This is a genomic window from Domibacillus tundrae (assembly GCF_000970675.1).
Classification (GTDB): domain Bacteria; phylum Bacillota; class Bacilli; order Bacillales; family Domibacillaceae; genus Domibacillus; species Domibacillus tundrae.
The window spans coordinates 20,934-46,980 of sequence record NZ_LAJA01000029.1; the positions used below are offsets into that span (position 1 = coordinate 20,934).

The window sequence follows — 26,047 nt, forward strand, 5'->3', positions numbered from 1 at the left end:
ACCCCTTTAATAAATAAGCAAAACATAATAGTTCATATAACCCATTATACATTTATTCGCCTTCAAAAAACGATATTTTCCCCAAAAAAAAGACCGCAAAAAAATTAGCGGTCTTTTCCATACAGTATTTTACTGGGCAAGCAATTTTAATGATTCGCGGTTAAATGCCGGAATATCGTCTGGCTGACGGCTTGTTACAAGCTGGTTTTGGCAGACGACAACTTCTTTATCATGAAGATTTGCGCCGGCATACTCAAGGTCGACTTGGATGGATTTAAATCCTGTTGCATCGCGGCCTTCAAGAGATTTTGCCGTAATGAGCAGCTGTGGTCCGTGACAGATGGCAAAAACAGGTTTTTTTGCATCCATAAATTCTTTCGTAAATTGAACGAAGCGGTCATCAGCGCGGAGCTGATCCGGAGAAAAACCGCCTGGCAATAAAAGTGCATCAAAATCAGATGAATTCACTTCATCAATTCCTTTGTCGATCGAGACTATCGCTTCTCCTTGTTTTCCTTGCACCGTTTTCCCTGATTTTTTTTCAATGTTGACCAGTTCATGTCCAGCTTCTTTAAAAGCTTTTGCTGGTTCCGTGTACTCAACGTCTTCAAACATATCCGTAATTAAAACAGCAATTTTTTTACTCATAATCAATGTATGCCCCTCTCTTTTTTAACTTTCCTTTTTGTTTACAGTAGAAAGTTTACCCGGAGATCCAGCCTTTAAACAAAAAAAACAGAAAGGAATGGCCTCCTTTCTGTCATTGGGTCGAAGAATTTGTTGATTGATCGGTTTCCCCTTGCGGCAAAATTAAAATTTCCACCCGCCGGTTTTGCGCACGTCCTGCATCAGTGTCGTTTGAAGCAATCGGCTGATATTCCCCGTATCCTTTTGCACTGAAAAGACGTGGATCAAGCTGTTCATTCTTTAAAATTTCTTTCATGAAATTAACTGCGCGCATCGCACTCAACTCCCAGTTCGAGTCAAATTGCGCCGTGCTAATCGGTAAGTTATCCGTATGACCGCTGATAATAATACTGCGCGGAATGTCCATTACAAGCAATTTTGAAATTTCCTGTACATTTTTAAGATGGGCAGGCTGAATTTCAGCTTCACCGGAGTTAAACAAGACGTTATCGCGAATACGCAAAAGCAGGCCTTCTCCATTCAACGTCGTTTCCACTTTATCCTGCAAATTATTTTCTTTAATGTAGGCTGTCATTTTTTCCTGCATTTCCTGCAATTCTTTTTGATCCGCTGCTTTTAAATTTTCCTGCTCTTCTGTTTCAGACATGGATGGGTTGGAAACGGGACTTGGAAAATCGAGAACGCCGCTGCCGCCTTCCATCTCGTTATTAAAAGCAGAAGCAATAGCCTGAAACTTCTGGACGTCAACGGAGCTGCTCGCAAATAAAACAATAAATAAAGCGAGGAGCAGCGTCAGCAAATCCGCGTACGGTATCAGCCATGATTCATCCACGTGCTCTTCATGTTTTTTATGCCGCTTACGCTTCGCCATCCCCTAGTCCTCCTCCACTTACATTAAGCAGTTTTTTCTTTTCATCTGCCGGTAAATAAGAAGCCAGCTTTTGTTCAAGGGTGCGCGGGGCCTCCCCTTCTAAAATAGACAAAATACCTTCAACCATCATTTCTTTCACTTTTGCTTCCATCGCTGATTTTCGTTTTAATTTATTCGCAAAGGGATGCCATAACACGTAACCGGTAAAAATACCAAGAAGCGTCGCCACGAACGCTGCCGAAATCGCATGACCAAGCGCATCTGTATCACTCATATTTCCGAGTGCAGCAATCAAGCCGATAACTGCTCCGAGAACCCCAAGCGTCGGTGCATAAGTGCCGGCTTGTGTAAAGATAGCTGCTCCAGACATATGACGGTCTTCCATTGCCGCAATTTCTTCGCTCAGTACGTCACGGATGTAATCCGCACTTTGCCCATCTACTGCCAGACTCATGCCATTTTTCAGAAAATCATCTTCAATTTCATTCATTTTTGATTCTAAAGAGAGCAGGCCTTCTTTACGGGCAAGCTCTGCCCAGCTTGTGAACAGTCCGATAACTTCCTTGGGACTCAATCTTTTTTGATCTTTAAACAAAATGCCAAACAGCTTAGGCACTTTCTTTAAATCCGATCCAGGAAACGCAATGGTTACTGCTGCTACAGTCCCTACAATGATAATTAAAAAAGCAGCCGGGTTCACAAGAACAGCTGGGCTGACTCCTTTGGCCATCATTCCGACTCCGACCGCAATAATACCTAAAATAATACCAATAAGAGAAGATTTATCCATAATATGCTAGCTCCTTATTTTCATAGACTTTTTACTTATAATTCAGTTAAGGAATATTTTACACGTTTCGACAAAGAAAAAGAATGGCAAAGCTGTTACATAAATAGTCTTTTTGAATTAAAATTAATAAAATCTTATCATTAGATTTACATCTATTAGATAAAATAAAACCAATTCATAAAAGAACGAGGTCTTTTCACCTATGATTACATTATTCTTTTTCTTATTTTCCTTTTTATAACAATCTTGTTTTTTCCGCGAAAAAAAATTGCGTTTCGTCTTGAACGAACAGATCAATTAACGCAGCTTCCAAACCGAAGCAGCTTAGAAAAATTCATTCACGCTCGGACGACTCCGCTTAATTTGCCGATTGCTGTCGTTGTGATTGATATTGATAATTTTAATTGGATTAATGAAGAGTACGGCTATGAAAGCGGAAATGCCTTAATCGTTGAATTTTCACAACGTTTCGTTTTTTCAGCTCCACCCCATAGTTTGGCAGCACGAATTGAAGGAAATAAGTTTGCTCTTGCCATTCCCAGCACATATAACAGCCAGGAAATCCAAACGATGCTTTCTGAACAATTTTTGCCGCTGCAAAACTTTTTTCACGTATTCGGCGAGCCTGTCCATCTTACTTTTTCAGCCGGTGTGGCATTGGCCTCGGAGGATGGATCGGATTATTATACTCTTTTGCGCCATGTAAAGCATAATGGGAAAAATGATATCGTCTTATACGATGCATCCTTTCAACAGCAGGATCTAGAACGCCGGCTTGCGATGAGCTTTCAGAGCGCCCTCCAAAACGGAGAGTTTTATTTGTGCTACCAGCCGAAATTTAATGTTCACAAAGGCTGTGTTGATTCAGTCGAGGCGCTGATCCGCTGGAATAGTCCAATTCACGGCGTTGTCTCCCCTGCCACTTTTATTCCTATTGCCGAAAAAAACGGGTTTATTTTTGACTTAACAAAGTGGATTCTAGGTGAAGCGTGCCGCCAAATGAAGAAATGGAAACAGATGAACCATACGATTGAACGAGTAGCTGTCAATATTTCAGCCCCAATGTTTTTATCGGATCGACTCCCCAAAATGATTAGCCATATTCTTTATGATTCTCGCCTGGAAGCACGTCATCTTGAACTCGAAATAACGGAAACTGTGATTATGGCGCACTTTGATGCTGCTCTTACCATTATTAATTCTTTAAAAAAAGAAGGTATTTCGATTTCCCTTGATGATTTTGGCACATGGGTTTCTTCGCTTACTTATTTAAAGAAACTCCTCATTGATACACTAAAAATTGATAAGTCATTTATCGATGGTGTCCATACATCCTTCGAGGACAAAGCACTTGTTGAAATGATCATTCAGCTTGCGAAGTTGTTTAAGTTGTCTGTTGTGACAGAAGGTGTGGAAAAACAGGAGCAGATGAGCATTTTAAAAAAATTGGGCTGCGACTCTATTCAAGGCTATTTAATTAGCTGGTCCGAACGCCCTGACATTTTAGAAGCACGTTACGCGCAGAAAAAATACGGTTCATAATAAATAAAACGCAAAATCCGAATAGGGTTTTGCGGTCAGCCTGTCGACAAAGTCTTCAGTTTTTTTGAAGGGGCCGATAGGTGAAGCAAAAAGGACTTCGCTTTCCGCGGGCAGTGCGTGAGCCTCCTCGTCGCTCTCGCTCCTGCGGGGTCTCACGTTCACTGCTGTTCCCGCAGGAGTCTGCGTCCTTTTTGCTTCACCCCGTTTTTTGGCTGGCCTATATTCGCGAAAACGAGTGGGCATCGTAAGGGTCCCGTTTCGGCGCTGCCGCCAGTGGAGCGTGTCCGTGAGAACCGGCGATGCTCTTATAGAAACAGCGGCGGCGGGCTTGCGGCGAAGACTCCTGCCCGCGGAACGCGAAGTCGCGAGCCCGCCGCATTTTGGCTCCAATCAGAAAGCCATAAACCACCATCACCAAAGAACAAGGATGAAGATGAAGAAGAAAAATCAAATGCGCTGACAAAAGGGTTTATTTGTCTAAACTCTGACCGCAGAATCCAAATAGGGTTCTGCGTTTTTCATTTAAGACTGCAAGGCAAGCGATGGACCAAAAAATTCGTATTTTATATTTTGTTTATCAAAGCCCAGTTCAGTCAAATGCTGCACAACCGCCCGCATAAACGGAACTGGACCGCAAACGTAGCAAATGCTCTGTGAATCAATCACTTTCTGTAAAAAGTCTTTACTAATAAATCCGGTCACATCGCATACATCTGACTCGTGCTTTTTCTCTTCATAGGCAATGTACACTTTTCCGTCTGACAGCTGGCTGATTTTTTCTGCTGATTCCCTGCCAAATGCGTGCGCTTCTTTATTGCGAGCCGCGTGAATAAAGACTGTTTTTCGGTTCGGTTCGTTCGCAGCAACCGCATCAAGCATTGCCATCATGGGTGTTACACCGACACCACCGGAAATAAGTGCGACAGGCTGCGTGCTTTTTTCCAAATAAAAATCACCCGCCGGCGCACTTACTTCGATCGTATCCCCTTCTTTTAATTGATCATGCAAATACGTTATTGGATCTGCAATAACAATATAGAAAATGTATGTTTTGAAAAATGTTCATAATTGCACATCGTTCTTTTCACGTGACATAATAGGTATATAGGATAGGTGAGGAAAATGAAATTAACGCTTTATACAGATTATTCCCTTCGGATGCTCGTCTTTCTTGGAGCAAAAGAAGAAGGTGAATTATCAAATATTAGAGAAATTGCAGATGCATATAATATTTCAAAAAATCATTTAATGAAAGTAACCCACGAACTGGGCAAACTCGGTTATATTGAAACAATTCGAGGACGAAATGGCGGCATCCGGCTTGCTAAAAATCCTCTGGATATTAATATTGGCGAGGTCGTCCGGAAAACAGAAGATGACTTCCATCTTGTTGAATGTTTTGTTGATCCCGGGCGTTGTGTCATTACGCCGATCTGCGGATTGCGGCACGTATTTGCGGAAGCGCTGCAGGCATTTATGTCGGTGCTGGACCGCTATACATTGAATGATTTTTTAGCCGATAAAGACATGCTTCGTATCTTTTTGGAATCTGACGCTTCTATTACGTAATGGAGCGTTTTTTTTGATAAACTGACTATACTACTTATATAAAGGAGAATATCAATGACAAATTTTCAGGAACAATTAGAAAAATATGCGCAGCTGTCGGTTTCAACAGGTGTAAATGTTCAGCCGGGCCAGACCCTCGTCGTTCGTGCGGCGATTGATTCAGCACAGCTTGTCCGTTTAATCGTTGAAAAAGCATATAAAGCAGGCGCCAAGCACGTATATGTCGACTGGAGCGACGATGCTGTCTCTAAATTAAAATATACACTTGCACCGGAAGAAGCATTTCATGAATTCCCTGAGTGGAACAAACAAATGATGGAATCACTTGCAGAAGAAGGCGCCGCATTTATGTCGATCGTTTCATCTGGCCCGGATTTGTTAAAAGGAGTCGACGGAAAACGAATTGCCGCTTATCAAAAAGCAGCTGGTGCCGCGATGAAAAAATACCGGGAATACATTCAGTCTGATAAAGTAAGCTGGACGGTTATTGCAGCTCCTTCACAGGACTGGGCAGATAAAGTATTCAGCGAACTTCCTGAAGAGGAGCGAACCCCAGCTCTTTGGGAAGCGATTTTCAAAGCAGTACGCGCTGATCATGCCGATCCGGTGCAATCATGGAAAGACCACGATGCCCGCCTTTGTGAAAAAGTAGCCGTATTGAACGAGCAGCATTTTAAAACACTTCATTATACAGCTCCCGGAACGGACTTAACGATCGACTTGCCAGACACACATTTATGGGTCGGTGCGGGCAGTACAAGTGAACAAGGACACAGCTTTATGGCAAATATGCCGACGGAAGAAGTGTTTACGGTCCCTGTTAAAACAGGTGTTAATGGCTATGTAAAAGCGACAAAGCCGCTCAGCTATGCAGGCAACATTATCGACGGCTTTACCGTTACATTTGAAAACGGGCGTATCATCGATGTATCTGCTGAAGAAGGGGAAGATGTGCTGAAGCAGCTTGTCGATACAGATGAAGGCTCTCATTATTTAGGGGAAGTGGCGCTTGTCCCTCATGACTCACCAATTTCAAATGCGGGCATTTTGTTTTTCAATACACTCTTTGATGAAAATGCATCGAATCATTTAGCCATCGGCAGCGCTTATGCATTTTGCATCGAAGGCGGCAAAGAAATGTCGCAGGAACAACTTGAGAAAAATGGTTTAAATACAAGCATTACCCACGTTGACTTTATGATCGGTTCCGCTGAGATGAACATTGACGGCATTAAAGCGGATGGTACACGTGAAGCCGTTTTCCGCAACGGCAACTGGGCGTAATGAAACTATAGAAAAGATCCAGTGCCGCAAATAAGCGGCACTGGATCTTTTCTGTTATAAACTAAATTCATTCAAGCGATTATAGTATTTAATGAGAAATTCATAAAATAATTTTTCGGATGGCGGTATTGTTCTCGATTTGGTTATGATGACGCCAACCGTTCTAGTGACCCGCGGCACACTGACCGGGATACTGACTGTGCCTACCGGCGTCTGGTCAATTAACAGCGTCTCCGGCAGCAGGCTGACACCGAGCCCTGCTTCTACTAATCCTTTAATTGTATAAATATCTTCGCTCTCAAATGCCACGGCAGGTTCAAAATTCACCTGTTTGCATGCATCAATGACGAGCGCCCGCATATCATATCCCGTCCGGAACAAAACAAACTGGTCATCCATCAAGTCGCGCAAGTTAATCGATACTTGCTTGGCAAGCCGGTGGTGAGTAGGAATTAACGCTCTCATATGCTCAGAGAAGAAAACGTGCGTATCAATTTCAGCAGTTGCTTCTGGTACAGGCGAGACAAACGCCAGATCAATTTCGCCTTTTTCCACCCGGTCGCGCAGTTCCCTGTTCGACCCTTGCTTAAAATCAAATCCGACATCCGAATATTGGTTTCGGAAAGCGGAAATGACCCGCGGCAATGTTTTCGTCGCCAGCGAGTTCGGAAAGCCGAGACGAATTTTTCCAGCTTCTGGATTCAAATAATCTTCAATTACCTGCACCGCTTTATCCATTGCTTCCATTGCAATGACAGCATGATCATAAAAAATGCGGCCGGCGTGCGTTAAACGCACACTCCTTCCTTCCCGTAAAAAAAGCTCTACTCCAAGTTCATCCTCGAGCTTTGCAATTTGGCGGCTGACCGCAGACTGGGCGACATGAAGACGAAATGCAGCTTCCGTGACATGTTCCTGTCGTGCTACTTCCATAAAATATTTCACTTGTCTCATTTCCATTTATATCCACACCCTTCAACTCATATCATTTCGAGATGAATAACTGATTAATAATATATTGATTGTATCATTTATCGTCTTTACAATAAATATTAACAGAGAAAGATGATTTGAACGCGGAGGTGCACAACATGAATCTATACGGTTACCCGGAAAAACAGGGCTTGTACGACCCACAAAATGAACATGATGCATGCGGTATCGGTTTTATCGCGAATATTAAAGGACGCCCATCCCACAAAATTGTGCAGGATGGTATTCATATGCTTTGCCGCTTAGAACACCGCGGCGGAAACTTGAACGGAACAACAGGCGATGGTGCAGGCATCATGTTGCAAATTTGTGATGATTTTTTCCGTAAAGAATGTGAAAGCTTGAACATTACATTACCTGCTCCGTATGAGTATGCAGTCGGTATGTTCTTCCTTCCTAAAAACGAAAAAGAACGTCAGCAGATTCAAGTGGAAACAGAACTGATTCTTCATGAAGAAGGATTAAAACTTCTCGGCTGGCGTGACGTTCCGGTCAATCCAGAGGCAGCTGGACCAGAAGCGCTTGTCATCGCTCCATATGTAATGCAATTATTCGTTGAAAAAAGCAAAAAACATGAAACAGAAAAAGATTTTGAACGCGCACTCTATATAATGAGAAAACGCGTCGAAAATGAAATTGGTCATAATCCGGATGTGAAAGGTACGTTTTACATTCCGAGTTTTTCAACACGGACCATCATTTATAAAGGAATGCTGACACCAGAGCAAATCGATCAATATTACATTGACCTTGCAAAAGAAGACTACCAGTCCGCCTTTTCACTCGTTCACTCTCGTTTCAGTACAAATACATTCCCAAGCTGGGAACGTGCGCATCCATACCGCTACTTGATTCATAACGGTGAAATCAATACGAACCGTGGAAACGTCAGCTGGATGCAGGCACGTGAAAAAGCCGGCTATTCAAAATTGTTCGGCAATCAATATGAAGACCTTTTGCCAATCATTGATACGAACGGCAGTGACTCGGCGATGCTTGATAACGCGGTTGAGTTTTTAACACTGTCAGGACGCTCACTTCCTCATGCGGCAATGATGCTGATTCCCGAGCCTTGGGACCGTGATCCGCATATGGGGGATCCGAAAAAAGCTTTTTATGAATACCACAGCTGCCTAATGGAGCCTTGGGACGGACCAACATCGATTTCATTTACGGATGGACGCAAAATCGGTACGATTCTTGACCGTAACGGTTTACGCCCAGCCCGCTACTATGTGACGGATGATGACCACATCATTTATTCATCTGAAGTCGGCACAATCGAAGTCGATGAAAAACGCATCGTGAAAAAAGAAACGGTCAGCGCCGGTGAAATGCTTCTTGTTGATTTGGAAGAAGGACGTATCGTGTCTGATGAAGAAATCAAGCGGGAAATTACAACAGCTGAGCCTTACCGTGAATGGCTTGACAATAATTTAACACATATTACAGATCTTGAAGAAGCCACTGACGCACAAGATGAGTCATTTACCGACGAAGAGATACTGAATCTTCAGAAAACATTCGGCTACACGTATGATGAATTAACAAAACAGATCGCGCCGATGGCAACGGAAAAAGTAGACCCGATCGGTTCAATGGGGTATGATGCGCCGCTTGCGGTTCTATCTGAACGCCCGCAGCTTTTGTACAATTACTTTAAACAGCTTTTTGCTCAAGTAACAAATCCGCCGATTGATGCGATCCGTGAAGATAACGTCGTATCTATGATGACGCTTCTTGGCAACGAAGGAAACATTTTAACTCCTTCTGCAGAAAACAGCCGTCGCATCCGCTTGGAAACGCCGATTCTTAGCGAAAAAGAATGGAACAAAATTGCGTTAAACAAAAAAGAAGCATTCAAAACAGAAACGCTCTCCCTTTTATTTAACGCAAAAGATAAAACGTCTTTATCGGAAACGATGTCACAACTGATTAAACAAGCGGATGAAGCAATTGAAAATGGCGCGTCACTCCTCATCTTGTCAGACCGGGGTGTATCAAGCAAAAAAGCAGCTGTGCCTGCCCTCCTTGCAGTGAGCGGTCTTCATCATCACTTAATTAAAACAGGACGACGCACCAATGTCAGTTTGATTCTTGATACGGCGGAAGCACGTGATGTTCACCAGTTCTGCTGCTTGATTGGTTACGGTGCAGATGCGATTTATCCGTATCTTGCGCTCGCATCTCTTCGTTCGATGGTGGCAGATGGCAAGATTCAAAACATGTCGACGGAAGAAGCAGAGAAAAACTACAACTATGCGGCAACAAGCGGCATTGTCAAAGTAATGGCTAAAATGGGTATTTCAACGGTTCAAAGTTACCGTGGCGCGCAAATTTTTGAAGCTGTCGGTGTTGGCCACGACGTCATTGAAACATACTTTACCGGTACAACGACAGCACTCAGCGGCATTACACTTGATGTTATTTTAAACGAAACACTTATCCGTCATCACGATGCATTTGGCAAAGGCGAATTCAGCGATCCGACGCTTGATTCGAGTGGTGAGTTCGCATGGAGACGCACAGGTGAAAAACATGCGTTTAATCCGAAAACCATTCATATGCTTCAGCATGCATCACGGACGAATGATTATGAGCTATATAAACAATATTCATCGCTAATAAACGAGGAAAACGTTATGTTCCTTCGCGGCTTGCTTGATCTTGATTTCTCAGTCCGTCCATCGATTCCGCTTGATGAAGTTGAACCGCTTGAAAACATCTTTAAACGGTTTAAATCCGGGGCGATGTCTTACGGTTCTATTAGTAAAGAAGCACATGAATCATTAGCAATTGCCCTTAACCGTTTAGGCGGTAAAAGCAACAGCGGTGAAGGCGGCGAAGATCCTGGCCGCTATCGCCAGGATGCCAATGGAGACATGCGTTCAAGTTCGATTAAACAGGTGGCATCCGGCCGTTTCGGTGTCACAAGTGAATATTTGAATACAGCAACAGAAATTCAAATTAAAATGGCACAAGGCGCAAAACCGGGTGAAGGCGGACACTTGCCTGGCAAAAAGGTTTACCCTTGGATTGCGGAAACACGCGGCTCAACGCCAGGTGTTGGCTTGATCTCACCTCCTCCTCACCATGATATTTATTCAATCGAGGATTTGGCGCAGCTTATTTATGACTTGAAAAATGCAAACCACAAAGCACGCATTAACGTGAAACTCGTGGCGAAAACAGGTGTCGGCACAATTGCAGCCGGTGTAGCAAAAGGTTTGGCAGATGTTATTCTCGTCAGCGGCTACGAAGGCGGTACAGGTGCTTCTCCGAAAACAAGTATTAAACACGCCGGCATCCCGTGGGAAATCGGCTTGGCTGAAACACACCAGACTCTTCTTATGAATGGCCTGCGCGAAAAAGTAACGCTTGAAACAGATGGAAAATTAATGAACGGCCGCGACGTTATCATGGCAGCTCTTCTCGGTGCCGAAGAATTCGGTTTTGCGACAGCTCCACTTGTTGTTCTTGGCTGTATTATGATGCGTGTGTGCCATATGGATACATGCCCGGTTGGTGTTGCCACACAAAACCCGGCTCTTCGCGAAAAATTCATGGGCGATCCGGATCATGTTGTCAACTACTTAACGTTTGTGGGGCGTGAAATCCGTGAATTGATGGCTGAGCTTGGTTTCCGCACAATCGACGAAATGATCGGACAGAAACAAGTGTTAAAGCCGCATGCGCGGAAAGATCAGCATCCGAAAGCAAAATACTTGGACCTGTTTCCTCTTCTATATATGACGCCGCTTAAACCCGGGCAGAAACAGTACAAAACGAAAGATCAGGACTATAAATTAGAGCGTACGATTGACCGTCGTCTTCTTTTAGACGCCGTTCGCCCGGCGCTTGAAAATAGGGAAGTTGTTGCAGGTGAGTTTGACATTGTCAATACGGACCGTGCAGCGGGTACAATTACGGGTTCAGCTGTCACGCTTGCATACGGGGCAGAAGGTCTCCCTGACAATACAGTTCAATTCACGTTTAACGGGTCTGCCGGACAAAGCTTCGGCGCGTTCCTTCCAAAAGGATTGACGTTTACTGTAAACGGCGATGCGAATGATTATTTCGGCAAAGGATTGTCAGGCGGACGCCTCGTTGTCCGTCCACATAATGACGCTAATCTTGTACCGCATGAACATGCGATTTGCGGAAACGTAAACCTGTATGGCGCAACAAACGGAGAAGCGTTCATTAACGGACGTGCCGGCACACGCTTTGCGGTTCGTAACAGCGGCGCGGATATTGTTGTTGAAGGCATTACCGATCATGGCTGTGAGTACATGACAGGCGGACGGGTTGTCATTCTTGGTCCAACCGGCCGGAACTTCGCTGCTGGTATGTCCGGCGGTATCGCGTACTTATATGTAACGGAGCGCGATTATACGGAAAGCCGCGTAAACCGTGAAATGGTATTAACAGAATCATTAGACGGTGCACAGGAAGAATCTGAACTAAAAGCGCTTATTACAAGCCACGTTCAATGGACAGGCAGCCCGCTTGCCGCTTCCATTTTAGAAAACTGGGAAACGGAGAAAAACAACTTTATCCGTGTCATCCCTCATGAATATAAAGAAATGATGAAATCCATTTCCTACTATGAGCAGCAAGGAATGAAAACGGCTGACGCGAAATATGCCGCATTCACAGAGAAAAAAATGCCAGTCGTTGAAAACGCATAGAAAGGAGAATGAATTGATGGGGAAAGCTACCGGTTTTATCGAATATGATCGTAAAACAGCGCCAGGACGAAACCCGGCTAATCGGGTGAAAGACTGGAAAGAATATACCACAAAACTTCCTGAACAGGAATTACAAATTCAAGGGGCCCGCTGCATGGACTGCGGGACTCCCTTCTGCCACACTGGCCAGATGATTGGGGGCACTGTATCGGGATGCCCGCTTTACAACTTGATCCCGGAATGGAATGACCTTGTTTACCGCGGTCATTGGAAAGAAGCATTGGACCGTTTAATCAAAACAAACAACTTTCCTGAGTTCACGGGCCGTGTCTGCCCGGCTCCTTGTGAAGGTTCATGTACCGTTGCCATCAGCGATCCTGCTGTTGCCATTAAATCCATTGAAAAAGCGATCATTGACAAAGGTTTTGAAGAAGGCTGGATCGTGCCGAACCCGCCAAAACGCCGCACAGGTAAACGAGTAGCAATCGTTGGATCAGGTCCTGCAGGTTTAGCTGCCGCAGATCAGCTGAACAAAGCAGGCCACCTCGTAACAGTTTTTGAGCGTGACGACCGGATCGGTGGCCTGCTTATGTACGGCATCCCTTCAATGAAACTTGAAAAAGAATCCGTCGAACGCCGTGTAAACTTGTTGAAAAATGAAGGCATTGAATTTGTTGTCAACACAACAATCGGCAAAGACATTACAAAAGAACAGCTGAAAGAAGAATACGATGCAGTGATTTTGTGTGCAGGTGCACAAACACACCGCGACATCGTCATTGAAGGACGCGAAGCAGATGGCATTCACTTGGCAATGGACTATTTGACAAAAAGCATTAAAGGCCTCTTAAATGAGTCTGAAGAAGGCGTTATTTCAGCAGAAGGCAAAAATGTAATCGTCATCGGCGGCGGCGATACAGGCGCTGACTGTGTCGCTACAGCGATTCGCCAAGGTGCCAAAAGCGTTGTGCAGTTTGGTAAGCATGAAGCACAGCCAATGGCACGCAAGGGAAATAACCCGTGGCCTCAGTATCCGAATGTATTCGAGCTTGATTACGCATACGCGGAAGCAGCAGCTGTGTTTGGTGAAGACCCACGTGAATATTTGATTTCGACAACGAAATTCGTCGCGGATGAACACGGCAAGTTAAAAGAACTTCATACGGTTCGTATGGAAAAAACGTACCTTGAAGACGGAAGCTACACGATGGAAGAAATTCCAGGCAGCGAGCAAGTTTGGCCTGTTGAACTTGTGCTTGTCGCGATCGGCTTCAGTGGAACAGATATGCCGCTTGCTTCTCACTTCGGTGTAGATACAACAGCACGGAATACCGTTCTTGCGAAATACGGCAAGTACAAGACAAACGAAGAAGGCATTTTTGCCGCTGGTGATATGCGCCGTGGACAAAGTCTTGTCGTCTGGGCGATCCATGAAGGACGCGAAGCAGCACGTGAAACAGACCACTTCTTGATGGGTGAAACGAAACTTCCTTAACTAGCACAAGAGGCTGTCGACGTTGTCGGCAGCCTTTTTCTGTTTTGAAAAGGGCCGATAGGTGAAGCCGGCCGGACTTCGCTTTCCGCGGGCAGTGCGGCAGCTTCATCGTCTGCGCCTGCGGGATCTGCCGATTCACTGTACTTCCCGCAGGAGTCTTCGTCTGACAGGCTTCACCAAGTGGTTTTGGAAAAGCAGCAAGTGAGAGCGAGTCTTTATATACTGCATTTATTTAACAATCGTCAGGGACATTTCTCCGAATTCTTTCACCCCTGCTGCTGCGAAAGAATATGTATCTGCCAGACGACGCTGTTTTGCCCACCGCCTTTTCGGCTCCCGTCAAAAACAGCGAACCACAACAATTCCACACAAAAAAAGACCAGCGTCTGCTAGTCCCTTCTTAAATAATGCAAAAACGTTTCAGCTGTTTTCGTCATAAACGGCGCATCTGGAATAATCGCATAAAAATTTCGTTCGTAATAAAGACTTCCGCCACCGACAATCTTCAATTTTTCGAGCTCCAGTTCATTGCGGATCGTCCATTCGGATAAAAGAGCGACACCAAGCCCCGCTTCTACTGCTTCTTTAATAATCTGTGTGCTGCCGAATTCAAGAATTTTCGCCGGACGAATGCTGTTTTTCGCCGCGAACCAATCAAATGCTTCCCTCGTACCAGATCCTTGCTCTCTTACAATCCATGTTTCTTCATTTAAATGAACACGCTTCTCTGTATTTTCTTTTTTTCCTTTAATGACATACATTTTATCCGAAGCAATTTTCTCAGCGATCAGTTTATCCGAGGCGACAGTCCCTTCCACAACCCCAAGATCAATTTCATTATGGATGACCTTTTCGGCGATTTCCTGTGTGTTGCCGATCGTAATATGAGGATCCACCGACGGAAACTTCTCGAGAAAGTCCGCCACAATGTGTGGCAAAATGTATTCACCAAACGAGTAGCTTGCGCCAACGGCCAGCTTCCCTTTTACTTCACCAGCCAAATCTTCCACTGCCTGCTTCATTTTTTCGTTTAACGTAAAAATCTCCCCGCCGTAATAGGCAACAAGGCTGCCAGCTTTCGTCAAACGGATCTTTTTGTTCGTCCGGTCAATAAGTTTAATGCCGAGCTCTTCTTCAAACGATTTAATGTATTGGCTCACTGCTGGCTGCGTAATAAACAGCTCTTCTGCCGCCCTTGAAAAATTCATATGCTTTACTACGGTTAAAAAAACTCTTAATTTTTGTTCCATATCCACCCACCATCATACATGATTGCTTTTTATTTGTTTTTAACTGCTTCTATTTTAGCATGAACGAAATGGAAAAAGGGAACGCTGTATAAAAAGAAGCAAACAAAAAAGCATTCAGTGTCCTCCTATGACATCTGAATGCTTTGAATTGTTTTGTTTAGGATCAGCTGTTCTCCAATAACAGCTGAAAGTAAGTATTTCATTGCGTCCAGCTATTCTCCAATAACGGCTGAACAAGGTGGTGATGCTTTATTTTTTCATTAAGCTGTACAAAACTGCCTTTTGGGCGTGCATGCGGTTTTCTGCTTGCTGGAACACGATGGACGCTTCTCCATCCATCACGCCAGCAGATACTTCTTCGCCGCGATGCGCAGGCAGGCAGTGCATAAACTTGCAGTTTCCATTTGCTTGTTGAAGCAGTGCTTCATTGACTTGATACGGTGCAAATGCCTCCAGACGAAGAGCTGATTCTTCTTCCTGCCCCATACTCGTCCATACGTCCGTATAAATGAAATCTGCTCCTTGTACCGCTTCATTCGGATCTTCCGTGAATGTCACGACAGCACCTGTTTTGGCCGCAATTTCTTTTGTCTTTTGGATCACGCTGCTGTCTGCTTCATATCCTTTTGGTGCCGCAAGAGCAAAGTCCATGCCCATCATGACCGCACCGATCATGAGAGAATGTGCGACGTTGTTACCATCACCAACATACACTATTTTGCTGCCCTTAAAACTGCCTTTGTACTCATAAACGGTCAATAAATCAGCCAGCGCCTGGCATGGATGATACAAGTCCGTCAGTCCATTAATAACAGGAATGGACGCTGCTTCTGCCAGCGTTTCAATCCGATCATGTCCGTGCGTACGGATCATAATGCCATCCAGGTAGCCTGATAACACTTTGCCGGTGTCTTCAATTGTTTCACCACGGCCTATTTGCAGCTGGTCCGAGCTTAAAAACATACCGTTTCCGCCAAGCTGTAGAATAGCTGTTTCAAAAGAAACACGCGTTCTCGTTGAGCTTTTTTCGAAAATCATGCCAAGAATCTGCCCTTTTAAGGCATCAAAATATTTTTCTTTTTGTTTTTTCATATCGTCAGCAAGCACGACAAGTGCCTGCACTTCTTCAATGCTGAAGTCAAGAAGCTTCAAGAAGTCTTTCCCTTTTAAATCGAGCTTCACTACTTGTTCCATCGTGATCATAAAAGTCACCCCGACGTGTCGTCACCGTGTTTATACTTATATTTATACACTATAAAGAATTAAAATACAACCTTTTTAAAATAAATTATTTGAAATTCTTTATCAGCCTCCTCCCTTCCTGTATACTCTTTATGGAAGGAAAAGGTGATTATATATGAAAGAACCGAAGCGAATGCAAGATACGATTGTAGTGAAGTCTGCTCAAGTGTTTCCTCCGGATACAAACTATTATGGAACGCTTTTTGGCGGGAAATTAATGGCGCATATTGATGATGTCGCCTCTATTTCTGCGACACGATTTGCCCGTAATCCAACGGTCACAGCATCTACTGATTCTGTTGATTTTATTCGGCCGATTAAAGTCGGCGATACAGTCACGCTTAAAGCAATGGTGACCCACACCGGCCGATCGAGCATGGAAGTATTTGTTCGGGTGATATCTGAAAATCTTATTACCGGCGCAGAAGAGGTGGCCGCCATTTCATTTTTGACATTTGTCGCATTAAATGAAAACGGTCAACCGGTAGAAGTAGGAAGCGTCGTACCAGAATCAGAAGAAGAAAAATGGTTATCTGACACCGCTCCCGCACGTGCCGCATATCGAAAAACCAGAAAAGATCATAGTAAAGAACTAGCTTTATTTTTTAAAAAGATATGACCTTTGAACTCCCTTCACCGTAACAAAATTTAAGTTTTCGTAACAAGCTTGTCCCCTTTTACTATAACGGCGGCTTTTTCTTCTGTCATGACTGTAATAAAAGCAAATTCATCTTTTTGTCCCATGTACGTGTATTCTTTTTCTTCCTTATAATGAGCGCAGGCGAGAAAATGCCGTTTGGAGGAATGGATATATGTTTGGACAAGTTGAAATCGGAATTGACCTGGGAACAGCTAATTTGCTCGTTTACTGTAAAGATAAAGGCATTATTTTAAATGAGCCTTCTGTTGTTGCCATTGATATGGATACAAAAAAAGTACTAGCTGTTGGTAAAGATGCAAAAGAAATGATCGGAAAAACGCCGGGACGGATTGCAGCTGTGCGCCCGATGAAAGACGGTGTCATCGCCGACTTTGATGTAACAGCCGAAATGTTAAAAGAATTAATGAAAAAAGCCGGAAAAGCAGCCGGATTTACAATTCGGAAGCCGACAGTCGTTGTTTGCACACCCTCTGGCGCAACCAGTGTAGAACGCCGTGCGATTCAAGATGCGATCAAATCAAGCGGAGCCAAAACGGTTCATTTAATTGAAGAGCCTGTAGCGGCAGCAATCGGTGCAGACCTCCCTGTAGAGGAACCGATTGCCAACCTGATTGTTGACATTGGCGGCGGTACGACGGAAGTGGCTATTATTTCATACGGCGGAGTGGTTACGTGCAATTCGATCCGCTTAGCCGGTGATAAATTAGATGAAGACATCATTCAATATATTCGGAAAGAATACAATTTATTGATTGGTGAGCGGACAGCAGAAAATGTCAAAATGGAAATCGGCTATGCACCCATTGAGCATAATGAGATGCATATGGATGTACGCGGCCGCGACCTTGTGACCGGCTTGCCAAAAACCGTGAACGTCAGCTCGTATGAAATTCAAACAGCGCTTCGCGAATCGCTGTCAGCTATTTTAGAAACGATCCGCGTTACACTTGAATCATCGCCACCGGAGCTGAGCGGCGATATCGTTGACCGCGGCGTCGTGATCAGCGGCGGCGGAGCACTTTTAAACGGCATTCAGGATTGGCTTGCACAAGAAATCATCGTGCCGGTTCATTTAGCACCAAATCCATTGGAATCTGTCGCGATCGGCACTGGCCGGTCATTACATGTACTGAAAAAATTACAAAAAGTGACGTCTTAAAAAAATAAAGGGGCTGCCATGAAAAAGGCAGCCCCTTTATTTTTCGTATGGAACACCTTGATAAAAAAGTTTAATAAAAGAAAAGTATACCAAAAGCAGTGATTGTTTTCCTTGAATATTTCACGTCGATACATTATAATTTAGATAATTAGATAAACATCTAAATAAAGGAGGCTGCAGATGTCCGCTACACTTGTTTTCAAAGCGCTCGCTGATCCTACTAGACGTTCGATAATCGAATTGTTAAAAAAACAAGACATGACGGCCGGCGATATTGCCGAGCAGTTCAACATGAAAAAGCCCAGTATCTCGCACCATCTTAGTACACTTCAGACAGCAGGACTTATTTTATCGGAACGAAGCGGCCAGCACATTATTTATTCATTGAACACAACCGTTTTTCAAGACATTATGATGTGGATGATGAATGTATCTGGAAAGGAGAATGAAAAATGAAAGAATATCGTTATTTTTGGCTCGTCATCTCGGCTGCTTTTTTGATCAGCTTTATCATCCTCCCCTATTTGCCGGATCAAATTGCGACACATTGGGGTCCTGCTGGAGAAGTGGACGGCTATTCTTCTAAATGGTTTGGTGCATTTTTCGGACCGCTCATGCTTCTATTTGTCGGCGTCCTTTTGATCGCTTCTCCAAAAATCGATCCACGCCGTCAAAATTACGGAAAATTTAAGAGCAGCTACCTTATTATTATGAATGCATCGGTTACGCTTTTATTTATCATTCACTTACTGACGCTGGTTAACGGGCTTGGGTATGCTGTGCAAATGGATGTAGCCGTTTCTCTTTTAATTGGTTCGCTCTTTATTGTCATCGGCAATTACATGCCGCGCGTGCGCCCCAGTTACTTAGTTGGCATTCGAACACCGTGGACACTTGCAGATGACCAGGTCTGGACGAAAACACACCGGACAGGCGGCCTGCTGTTTGTCATTGGAGGACTTGTGCTGGTTGTTGCAGCCTTTTTGCCCGTCGCTGTTAAAATTACGGCGTTGATCGTTGTCATTATTCTGATCTCATTGATTCCTTTTATCCAGTCATACCTTTTATTCAAAAAAATGCATCGTTAAATATAATCCTACAGTGAAAATTCTTCTTGACTGAGCGTTCTTGAAACGATATGATAATTTTAATTATTCATGCAATTTTATAACCTAATTCTTATCGAGAGAAGCCGAGGGTACTGGCCCTATGACGCTTCAGCAACCAGCCGGACGGTCAGGTGCTAAATCCAGCAGACTGCTGCAGTCTGGAAGATGAGAAGGAACGGACAACACATACATGTTGAAAAAGCCTTCTTGCCCTCAGGAAGGCTTTTTTTTATTTTACTACGGAGAGGATGCTGCGCCATGACACTGCTCGATAAGTTAAAAACAGACGTGCTGACCGCGGACGGAGCGATGGGCACGCTTTTATATTCATATGGAATTGATTTTTGCTACGAGGAACTGAATACAGAAAAACCGGAAATTATCGAAAAAATTCATCAAGATTATATTAAAGCCGGCGCGGATGTTATTCAAACGAATACATACGGTGCCAATACATTAAAGCTGGCGCGCTATGGCATTGAAAACCGGGTGCGCGAATTAAACGAAGCAGCTGTGAACATTGCGAAAAAAGCAGCGGCACCAGGCGGCCAGTTTGTTCTTGGCACAATCGGAGGCATCCGCGGCATTCGTAAAAGCACGGCGACAAACGATGAAATTCTCGCTTCCGTATGCGAGCAGGCAGAAAGTTTATTAGCTGGTGATCCGGACGGACTTTTGCTTGAAACGTATTATGATTTTGAAGAGCTGTCCGCATCCGTGAAGCTGCTTCGTCAAATGAGCGATGTGCCGATCATTGCACAAGTGTCAATGCACGAACCGGGCGTTTTGCAAAATGGGCTGTCATTAAATGACGCGCTTCAGCAATTGGAAGGAATCGGCGCAGACGTTGTTGGTGTCAACTGCCGCTTAGGTCCTTATCATACAATTCAAGCGTTTGAAGACGTGACACTGCCAAACAAATCCTTTTTATCCGCTTATCCGAATGCGAGCCTGCTTGATGTAGAAGACGGGCGGATCGTGTATGAATCCGAAGCCGATTATTTTGGACGGGCGGCCGTTCTTCTCCGTAATGAAGGTGTACGGCTCATCGGCGGCTGCTGCGGTACGACGCCGAAGCATATTGAAGCAGCCAAAAAACGTCTCGCCGGCCTCCCTCCTTTAATGGAGAAAAAAGTAAAAACGAAAAAGCCGATTGTTATTCAAGAAGCGGCGCCTGCAACGGACGTGTCCATTTGTGAGAAAGCGAAAACTGAACGGACGGTGATCGTAGAGCTCGATACGCCGAAAACATTAATGACCGATAAGTTTATTGAAGGCGCGAATGCGTTATATGCGACCGGTGTCGATGCCGTGACGATGGCCGATAATTCGCTCGCTTCCCCACGTGTCAGCAACATGGCAATGGGTGCGACATTAAAAATGAAACATGACGTTCGATCGCTCGTTCATATTACGTGCCGTGACCGTAACTTAATCGGGCTGCAATCCCACTTGATGGGGCTTGACGCTCTTGGCCTGCATGACGTGCTTGCCATTACTGGCGACCCGACGAAAGTAGGCGATTTCCCTGGTGCGACAAGTGTGTACGATGTATCAAGCCTTGAACTGATTCAGCTTATTAAGCAATTAAATGAAGGCATTTCCTTCTCCGGCAAGCCGCTGAAAAAGAAAGCAAAGTTTTCGGTTGCAGCCGCGTTTAATCCGAATGTACGCGTGCTCGACCGCGCCGTAAAGCGGCTGGAGAAAAAAATCGAATGCGGCGCGGATTACTTTATTACCCAGCCTGTGTTTACAAAAGAAAAAATTATTGAAGTCCATGAAGCGACCAAGCATTTACCCACTCCGGTCTTTATTGGCATCATGCCGCTGACGAACATGCGAAATGCTGAGTTTTTGCATCATGAAGTGCCAGGTATTAAGCTGTCAGACGAAACACTTGAAAGAATGCGCGCATGCGGCGAAGATAAAGAAGCGTCCGCAAAAGAAGGCGTGAAAATTGCGAAAGAGCTGATTGATACGGCGGCCGGACTGTTTAATGGTTTGTATCTTATTACACCGTTTTTACGTTACGACATGTCGGTTGAATTGATTCATTATATAAAAGAACTTGATGCAAAGAAAGAAAGCGGGGCTATGCATGACCACATATCAAATTGAACAAGAACTGAAAAAGCGAATTCTTCTCATTGATGGTGCAATGGGAACAATGCTTCAAAATGCGGATTTATCGCCGGATGATTTCGGCGGCGAAGAATATGACGGCTGTAACGAAAACCTTGTGCTGACAAGACCGGATGTGATCGAACGCATTCACCGCGAATATTTAGAAGCGGGCGCTGACATTATCGCGACCAATACGTTTGGCGGAACACCCGTCGTGCTGGACGAGTACGACTTAGGCGACAAAGCGTATGAAATCAACTTGCGCGCTGTACAGATCGCCCGTAAAGTCGTCGATGAATTTTCCACGCCTGACTGGCCTCGTTTTGTAGCAGGCGCCATTGGGCCGACGACGAAAACATTGTCTGTCACAGGCGGCATCACATTCGATGCACTCGTTGACAATTTTGAGCTTCAGGCAAAAGCGTTAATTGAAGGCGGATCGGATTTAATTTTGATGGAAACAAGTCAGGATATGCTGAACGTCAAAGCCGGAACGCTTGGGATCCGCCGCGCTTTTGATGCAGCTGGTGTTGAGCTTCCTGTTATGATTTCGGGTACGATCGAACCAATGGGCACGACACTTGCCGGACAAAACATTGAGGCGTTTTACATTTCCATTGAACACATTAAGCCTCTGTCAGTCGGCCTAAACTGTGCGACCGGTCCGGAATTTATGACGGATCATATCCGCTCCCTGTCAGACCTTGCAACAAGCTATGTCAGCTGTTATCCGAATGCCGGTCTTCCGGATGAAGAAGGCAATTATCATGAATCACCGGACTCGCTTGCGCAAAAATTGTCAGCATTTGCCGATAAAGGCTGGCTGAATATCGTCGGCGGCTGCTGCGGTACAACACCTGAACACATTCGTGTCATGCGTGAAGCGGTCAAAGAAAAAAAACCGCGTACATCGCCTGAGCAGCCGCACGGACACGCTGTTTCCGGCATAGAACCGCTTTTATATGACGATTCTATGCGCCCTCTTTTCATTGGAGAGCGGACAAACGTTATCGGCTCACGCAAATTCAAGCGGCTGATCATTGAAGGCAAATTTGAAGAAGCGGCAGAAGTTGCCCGGGCGCAAGTAAAAGGCGGCGCACACGTTATCGATATTTGTCTCGCCAACCCGGATCGTGAAGAACTGGACGACATGAAACAATTTATGCAAGAAGTCGTCAAAAAAGTAAAAGTACCGCTCGTCATTGACTCCACCGATGAAAAAGTCATTGAAGAAGCACTAAAATACTCACAAGGGAAAGCCATTATTAATTCGATTAACTTAGAAGACGGCGAAGAGCGCTTTGATGCAGTCATGCCGCTTGTAAAGCAATACGGGGCAGCTGTCGTCGTTGGAACGATTGATGAAGTCGGCATGGCCGTTACAAGAGAGCGAAAACTTGAAATCGCCATCCGTTCACATGACTTGCTTGTGGAAAAATGGGGGCTTGCACCAGAGGATATTATTTTTGATCCACTTGTCTTCCCTGTTGGAACCGGCGATGAGCAGTATATAGGTTCTGCGGTTGAAACGATTGAAGGCATCCGGCTTATTAAAGAAAAACTGCCGAGATGCTTAACTGTTCTTGGCGTGAGCAACGTGTCATTCGGCCTCCCTCCTGTCGGGCGTGAAGTGCTGAATGCGGTGTATTTGTACCACTGTACACAAGCAGGACTCGATTATGCGATCGTCAACACGGAGAAACTTGAACGCTACGCGTCGATTCCGAAAGAAGAAATCAAGCTTGCGGATGAACTGCTGTTTACAACGACAGACGAAACACTGGCTGTTTTCACTGACTTTTACCGCGGCAAGAAAAAAGAGAAAAAAGAAGAAGATATTCCAAAAACGGTACCGGAGCGTTTAAGTTACTATGTGGTTGAAGGAACGAAAGAAGGCCTTCTTCCGGATCTTGAAGCGGCGCGCGGCATGTATGATGAACCTCTTGATATTATTAATGGGCCTCTCATGAAAGGAATGGCAGAAGTCGGCCGTTTGTTTAATGACAACCAGCTGATCGTGGCAGAAGTGCTGCAAAGTGCGGAAGTCATGAAAGCGTCTGTTTCCTACCTTGAGCAGTTCATGGAGAAAAAAGAAGATGACAACGGCAAAGGAAAAATAGTGTTGGCGACTGTAAAAGGCGACGTGCATGACATCGGCAAAAACCTGGTTGACATTATTTTAAGCAACAATGGCTTTAAAGTGGTTGATGTCGGTATTAAAGTCACACCACAGGCGTTAATAGAGGCCATCCGGAAAGAAAAACCAGACATGGTCGGCTTATCCGGCCTGCTCGTTAAGTCAGCTCAGCAGATGGTTATTACTGCGCAGGACTTTAAGTCAGCGGATATCAATGTCCCAATTTTAGTCGGCGGCGCGGCGCTGTCTCGCCGGTTTACTGAAACAAAAATTTCCCCGGAATATACGGGTCCTGTTTTATACGCTAAAGATGCGATGGACGGCCTCGATATCGCCAACCGCCTGCAAAATGCGGAGCAAAAAGTGGCACTTTTACAGGAGCTTGAAGATAAAAAAGAAAAAAGAAAAGAAGTGGAAGCATACCGTGAGGAGCGGAAAGAACAAGCAATTGCGACCGCACCGAAGCCGGTCAAAACCGTTCGGGAAGATGTACCGGTTTTTGTGCCGCGTGACCAGCGCCGCCGCTTGTTGAAAGATTATTCAATTTCCCACTTGAAGCCGTACGTGAATATGCAGACACTGATCGGCCATCACCTTGGCATGAAAGGCAATGTGAAAAAGCTGATTGAAGAACAAAATGACAAAGCGATTCAGCTTCACGACACAGTTACCGGCTTTTTAAATGACGGCGAGTTAAAAACAGCTGCTGTCTATCAATTTTTCCCGGCACAGTCACAAGGCAACGATGTCATTATTTACGATCCGTCTGATGCGAAAACAGAAATTGAACGATTTACCTTCCCGCGCCAGACGAAAGAGCCTTTCCTCTGTTTGGCGGATTATGTGAAATCTGTTGAAAGCGGCGAAATGGATTACGTCGGATTTTTCGTTGTCACAGCCGGATTTGGTGTTCGTAATGCAGCGATGAAGCTGCGTGAAGAAGGGAAATTCCTTGATAGCCATGCGCTTCAGTCGACAGCGCTTGAGCTTGCAGAAGGCTTTGCTGAACGGATTCACCAGGAAATGCGCGACCAGTGGGGTATTCCCGATCCGATTGACTTTACAATGCGTGAACGATTCGCAGCCAAATACCAGGGGCAGCGTTTTTCATTCGGCTACCCGGCCTGTCCAAACCTTGAAGACCAGGAAAAATTATTTGGTCTTATTAAACCGGAGGAAATCGGTGTCCAATTGACAGAAGGCTTTATGATGGAACCGGAAGCGTCTGTTTCCGCCATTGTTTTTGCTCATCCGGATGCACGATACTTTAATGTAAATTAAACAAAAAAAGCAGCCCTGCTCATAAAGCAGCGGCTGCTTTTTTACAATTTCTCTTCAAATTTCATCTGATATAGGTACTTGAATATCATCTGCCATCCAAAGAAGACTTGTATCAACTAATTTTGTTTTATCGATTTGCTCCTGCAGCTCGCCCTCCGTTCCAATCGTAATTTTCGAATGGATAAAATAGCGATCCTGCTGATCCGTTTCGGCAAACACACCAGCGATGAGATCATCATCGTATAAAACACCTTTTACAGAAACACCTTTCAGCAGCTTCAAATTCGGAAATTGGTCCGTCTGCTGATAAAGGGCCAGTAATACCATCCGATTCATATGTCCATCTTGTCTATATAGCGGTTTCATTAACAGCTGCTGTATCTTCTCCTCTTGGAGAAATAATAAAAGTTCCTGCATCGCCGGCTTAATATGCCGGTCGACATTGTCGAGCAGCTGGAGCTCGTACATGAGCTGCATGAACGATGGATCGCTCATTTGCTGGTGTGGCTGATGGAAATCCGTGCTCTTCTCCAAAACGATAACGTTCATACCCTGCTTCGCTAAAAAAAGCCCCATTATCATTCCAGCCGGCCCGTCTCCTGCAATACATATATCTGTCTCCAATGTCACAGCACCGGCTTGTTGACTTGCGATTGCAGTGATGTCCATTTCCATCTTCCTTTCAACTTATTTTCATTTCGATTCTTCTGGATACAGCATATATGATAAAAATCCGTCTGTCTTAACATTTGTCAGAAAGGTTGACAAACTTTCTGAATATTAAATTTATTTAATTGCGTATCTTCTTTTTCTTTCTTCATTGATCGGCTTGCTTTATTTTAAAATTCCTGTTATGATAATGAAGAATTATTTTTGTTCGGAAAAAAGTTGTTAAGTGATACACTTTCCATCTCGAAGTATTGAGCAAGGATAGTAACACAATGTGTGCACAGCACACGAGGAGGAAACACACATGGAACAAGGTAAAGTAAAATGGTTTAACGCAGAAAAAGGTTTTGGTTTTATCGAACGCGAATCTGGAGATGACGTATTCGTTCATTTCTCAGCTATTCAAGGCGACGGCTACAAATCTTTAGACGAAGGTCAAGCTGTAACATTTGATGTTGAAGCAGGCCAACGTGGACCACAAGCAACAAACGTAGAAAAAGCGTAATTTCGCTTTTTTAAACATAAAAAAACA

20 protein-coding genes and 1 riboswitch are annotated in these 26,047 nt (G+C 44.5%); of the genes, 12 read left to right on the forward strand and 8 right to left on the reverse strand.

What is annotated here, in order from left to right:
• Window positions 1-129: 129 nt before the first annotated feature.
• The 3 genes from VQ00_RS15840 to motA all read right to left on the reverse strand — a co-directional run bounded on the left by VQ00_RS15840 (window position 130) and on the right by motA (window position 2,309).
• Complete coding sequence (locus tag VQ00_RS15840; protein ID WP_046181120.1) at window positions 130-648, reverse strand: type 1 glutamine amidotransferase domain-containing protein; 519 nt, start codon at window positions 646-648, stop codon at window positions 130-132.
• Window positions 649-760: 112 nt separating this feature from the next.
• Entirely contained in the window at window positions 761-1,519 is a 759-nt protein-coding gene (gene motB, locus VQ00_RS15845; protein ID WP_046181097.1) for a flagellar motor protein MotB, read from the reverse strand.
• Window positions 1,506-2,309 (reverse strand): flagellar motor stator protein MotA, encoded by an 804-nt coding sequence (gene motA, locus VQ00_RS15850; RefSeq protein ID WP_046181098.1) that lies wholly within the window; start codon window positions 2,307-2,309, stop codon window positions 1,506-1,508. Before motA ends, motB begins: the two co-directional genes overlap by 14 nt.
• 246 nt (window positions 2,310-2,555) lie before the next feature.
• Between motA and VQ00_RS15855 the strand changes: the two genes are divergently transcribed.
• Window positions 2,556-3,851: a putative bifunctional diguanylate cyclase/phosphodiesterase gene (locus VQ00_RS15855; protein ID WP_046181099.1), complete on the forward strand. Its 1,296-nt coding sequence runs from the start codon at window positions 2,556-2,558 to the stop codon at window positions 3,849-3,851.
• A 522-nt stretch (window positions 3,852-4,373) separates the two neighbouring features.
• On the opposite strand, the gene VQ00_RS15865 is transcribed toward VQ00_RS15855, so the two are convergent.
• Window positions 4,374-4,859 (reverse strand): ferredoxin reductase domain-containing protein, encoded by a 486-nt coding sequence (locus VQ00_RS15865; RefSeq protein WP_245618134.1) that lies wholly within the window; start codon window positions 4,857-4,859, stop codon window positions 4,374-4,376.
• A 114-nt stretch (window positions 4,860-4,973) separates the two neighbouring features.
• Between VQ00_RS15865 and VQ00_RS15870 the strand changes: the two genes are divergently transcribed.
• Complete coding sequence (locus VQ00_RS15870; RefSeq protein WP_046181101.1) at window positions 4,974-5,420, forward strand: RrF2 family transcriptional regulator; 447 nt, start codon at window positions 4,974-4,976, stop codon at window positions 5,418-5,420.
• Between the two features lie 54 nt (window positions 5,421-5,474).
• Complete coding sequence (locus VQ00_RS15875; protein ID WP_046181102.1) at window positions 5,475-6,704, forward strand: aminopeptidase; 1,230 nt, start codon at window positions 5,475-5,477, stop codon at window positions 6,702-6,704.
• A 54-nt stretch (window positions 6,705-6,758) separates the two neighbouring features.
• On the opposite strand, the gene gltC is transcribed toward VQ00_RS15875, so the two are convergent.
• Window positions 6,759-7,664 carry a glutamate biosynthesis transcriptional regulator GltC gene (gene gltC, locus VQ00_RS15880; RefSeq protein ID WP_046181103.1) on the reverse strand — a complete coding sequence of 302 codons (906 nt, stop codon included), beginning with the start codon at window positions 7,662-7,664 and terminating at the stop codon, window positions 6,759-6,761.
• A 131-nt stretch (window positions 7,665-7,795) separates the two neighbouring features.
• On the opposite strand from gltC, the gene gltB reads away from it, so the two are divergent.
• Together gltB and VQ00_RS15890 are read left to right on the forward strand one after the other, a co-directional pair.
• Window positions 7,796-12,388 carry a glutamate synthase large subunit gene (gltB, locus tag VQ00_RS15885; protein ID WP_046181104.1) on the forward strand — a complete coding sequence of 1,531 codons (4,593 nt, stop codon included), beginning with the start codon at window positions 7,796-7,798 and terminating at the stop codon, window positions 12,386-12,388.
• Window positions 12,389-12,404: 16 nt separating this feature from the next.
• Window positions 12,405-13,883, forward strand: coding sequence for a glutamate synthase subunit beta (locus tag VQ00_RS15890; protein WP_046181105.1), 1,479 nt, complete (start codon window positions 12,405-12,407; stop codon window positions 13,881-13,883).
• Between the two features lie 389 nt (window positions 13,884-14,272).
• Here the strand turns inward: VQ00_RS15890 and VQ00_RS15895 are convergent, their stop codons facing one another.
• A complete protein-coding gene (locus VQ00_RS15895) occupies window positions 14,273-15,133 on the reverse strand; it encodes a LysR family transcriptional regulator (protein WP_046181106.1) in 861 nt (286 codons plus the stop codon).
• Window positions 15,134-15,382: 249 nt separating this feature from the next.
• Window positions 15,383-16,336 (reverse strand): ornithine carbamoyltransferase, encoded by a 954-nt coding sequence (gene argF / locus VQ00_RS15900; protein ID WP_172645591.1) that lies wholly within the window; start codon window positions 16,334-16,336, stop codon window positions 15,383-15,385.
• A 154-nt stretch (window positions 16,337-16,490) separates the two neighbouring features.
• On the opposite strand from argF, the gene VQ00_RS15905 reads away from it, so the two are divergent.
• From VQ00_RS15905 to metH, 6 genes are all read left to right on the forward strand, one after another.
• A complete protein-coding gene (locus tag VQ00_RS15905) occupies window positions 16,491-16,994 on the forward strand; it encodes an acyl-CoA thioesterase (protein ID WP_046181107.1) in 504 nt (167 codons plus the stop codon).
• 193 nt (window positions 16,995-17,187) lie between these two features.
• Entirely contained in the window at window positions 17,188-18,195 is a 1,008-nt protein-coding gene (gene mreBH / locus VQ00_RS15910) for a rod-share determining protein MreBH (protein ID WP_046181108.1), read from the forward strand.
• Between the two features lie 180 nt (window positions 18,196-18,375).
• Entirely contained in the window at window positions 18,376-18,651 is a 276-nt protein-coding gene (locus VQ00_RS15915; protein ID WP_046181109.1) for an autorepressor SdpR family transcription factor, read from the forward strand.
• The gene (locus VQ00_RS15920; RefSeq protein WP_046181110.1) at window positions 18,648-19,283 is read left to right on the forward strand and encodes an SdpI family protein; all 636 of its coding nucleotides are present in this window, start codon (window positions 18,648-18,650) and stop codon (window positions 19,281-19,283) included. The genes VQ00_RS15915 and VQ00_RS15920 overlap by 4 nt, the downstream gene beginning before the upstream one ends.
• Before the next feature lie 88 nt (window positions 19,284-19,371).
• A riboswitch (SAM riboswitch) is annotated at window positions 19,372-19,476 on the forward strand.
• 86 nt (window positions 19,477-19,562) lie between these two features.
• On the forward strand, window positions 19,563-21,422 hold the full coding sequence (locus VQ00_RS15925) for a bifunctional homocysteine S-methyltransferase/methylenetetrahydrofolate reductase (protein WP_046181111.1): 1,860 nt from the start codon (window positions 19,563-19,565) through the stop codon (window positions 21,420-21,422).
• Window positions 21,403-24,846 (forward strand): methionine synthase, encoded by a 3,444-nt coding sequence (gene metH / locus VQ00_RS15930; RefSeq protein WP_046181112.1) that lies wholly within the window; start codon window positions 21,403-21,405, stop codon window positions 24,844-24,846. Before VQ00_RS15925 ends, metH begins: the two co-directional genes overlap by 20 nt.
• A gap of 54 nt (window positions 24,847-24,900) precedes the next feature.
• Here the strand turns inward: metH and VQ00_RS15935 are convergent, their stop codons facing one another.
• The gene (locus VQ00_RS15935; RefSeq protein ID WP_046181113.1) at window positions 24,901-25,515 is read right to left on the reverse strand and encodes an FAD-dependent monooxygenase; all 615 of its coding nucleotides are present in this window, start codon (window positions 25,513-25,515) and stop codon (window positions 24,901-24,903) included.
• A gap of 304 nt (window positions 25,516-25,819) precedes the next feature.
• On the opposite strand from VQ00_RS15935, the gene VQ00_RS15940 reads away from it, so the two are divergent.
• Window positions 25,820-26,020, forward strand: a complete 201-nt coding sequence (locus VQ00_RS15940) for a cold-shock protein (RefSeq protein WP_046181114.1) — start codon at window positions 25,820-25,822, stop codon at window positions 26,018-26,020.
• Window positions 26,021-26,047: the final 27 nt, after the last annotated feature.